Source organism: Sulfurovum sp. bin170 (assembly GCF_010892395.1).
In the GTDB taxonomy this organism is placed as follows: Bacteria; Campylobacterota; Campylobacteria; order Campylobacterales; family Sulfurovaceae; genus UBA1140.
Map to the genome: position 1 here is coordinate 1 of NZ_JAACKB010000061.1, position 2,209 is coordinate 2,209.

The window sequence follows — 2,209 nt, forward strand, 5'->3', positions numbered from 1 at the left end:
CTATCAATTTGTAGCGATGCTACAATACAAACAGACTATGCTTAATGAGAAACTATTTGTAAAAGTTAACCCACAATACACAAGCCAAATTTGTAATAGGTGTGGATATAAAGATAAAAACAATCGTAAGACTCAATCTAAATTCAAGTGCTTAAAGTGTCATCATGAGATTAATGCTGATATTAATGCCAGTGAGAATATAGAACGGAGGGGATTGGAGTCTCTTGGGCTAGGAATTCGCCTTCAAGACTATAAATCAGAAAGCCTTTCAAATTCAGACTCGTTGGAGTTTGCTAGTTAGGAAGCCTCTAGCTCTTTAGCTAGAGGTAGTTCACCTAAAATATGTATTGTATATCACTACTCTGTTGAGGATGTTCGTAATATTTGAGGGTTCAGACGCGTATTCGTAATAAGTAAGAGTAGTCTAGTTATTGCAGATAGTAATAAAACCTATCTTAAACTTAAATATCATGTGGCATAATTTCAAGAAACAATAGAATGGATAAGATATATGAAAAAAATACTGGTGGTTGCGTTACTCTGTATGTTAATGGCACTCAATGCCAAAGATCTGCCTACTGAAGAGAGTTTGGTTGAAGGCAGACTTCAAAATGGGTTCAAATACACTATAAAACAGAATGCTAAACCAAAAAGCAGAGCAGAATTTAGACTTCTTGTGAAGGTTGGGTCTATTGATGAGGATGATGACCAGAAAGGTATAGCACACTTTACGGAGCATATGGCGTTTAATGGCTCTAAGCATTTTAAGAAAAATGAGCTTATCAAATATTTAGAGTCTATTGGGGTGAAGTTTGGTAGTCATCTTAATGCTAGTACAGGTTATGAGAGGACGCTTTATAAACTTGCCGTGCCTTTGGAAAAAGATAATTTAGAGAAGAGTTTTTTGGTTTTTCGGGATTGGGCTGGTGGATTGAACTTTAATTCAAAAGAGTTTGATAAAGAGAGAGGGGTTATACTCGAAGAGGCTAGAAGCAGAGATAGTGTAGGTCTTAGGCTCTATAATAGGTCTAAACATATGGTCTTGGGTGACTCCAAATTTATGGATAGGCTGCCTATTGGTGATAAAGAGATAGTCAAAAATATATCTGTCAAAAGAGCAAAAGCTTTTTATGATAAGTGGTATAGACCAGAGTTTATGCACTTTGTAGCTGTTGGTGATTTTAATGTGACTAAGATTGAAGGATTAATAAAAGAACACTTCTCTGCTCTGAAAAATAGCAGTAGTGACAAAAGAGCATCACGAGAGATTGCGGATATGAACTATACACAGGTTATCTCTCTCACTGACAAGGAGGTGACATCTAACTCTCTATCGGTGCAGTATGTTGATGAGATGATATATGCTAGAACTAGAGATGATATGAGAAGAGGGATTATAGAGTCTATGGTCTATAATCTTTTCAATATGAAAGCAGAGGAGCAACTGCTTAAAGATAACCCAAAAGCTACAACTATAAAATTGGCAGATGGGTATATTAGTAGTCAGAAAGGTAGCTATAAGTTTTCGGTTAGCTATAGGGGAGAGAATGAATTATCGGCTCTAAAAGAGCTATATGAGATGATGTTTAGTTTTGAAAAGTATGGATTTTCAGAAGATAATCTGAATCTTGTCAAAAAACATAAACTTGCCTTAAATGAGAAAGAGTATAAGAGAGTCTCGGATATTAGGTCATCTTCTGTAGCTTCTTCTCTGGTTCAATGTGCATTAAATGACTATATATTCGTAGATTATGACCACAAATATAAGCTTAAAAAAGAGCTTATAGCAGATATTAAACTAGATGAGATAAATGCTAAATATAGGGAAATTTTGGCTATAGAGAATAGAGTTATACGATTTATAAATACCACTGGTAAGGATGTATCTAAACAGGATGCACTAGAGACAATAGGTAGCTCAAAAGAGACTCTAACAGACTATAGCAAAGCAGAGAAATTGCCTGAAAGACTTCTGAACAAGGAGTTAAAAGAGAGAAAGATACTCTCTAAAAAGTATAATGAGAAGACAGGAGTCTATGCGTTTGTTTTGGAAAATGGCATCGAGGTTACATTTAAACAGACCGATTTTTCAAAAAATAAGGTTCGACTACAGGGCTTTAGCTTTGGTGGGGATTCACTCTATAGCGTAGATGATTTGGACTCTGCGGTAAAAGCTACGGAGTTTGTATCCAAATCTGGTGCTGGAGAG

Annotated in this window: 2 protein-coding genes; both read left to right on the forward strand. The window is 35.7% G+C overall.

Features of this window, described 5'->3' with window-relative positions:
* The coding region (locus GSY74_RS01380) for a zinc ribbon domain-containing protein (RefSeq protein ID WP_164663314.1) at positions 1-301 on the forward strand (301 nt) is incomplete at its 5' end.
* Positions 302-511: 210 nt separating this feature from the next.
* A partial coding sequence (locus GSY74_RS01385) for a pitrilysin family protein (RefSeq protein WP_164663316.1) occupies positions 512-2,209 on the forward strand: 1,698 nt, incomplete at its 3' end.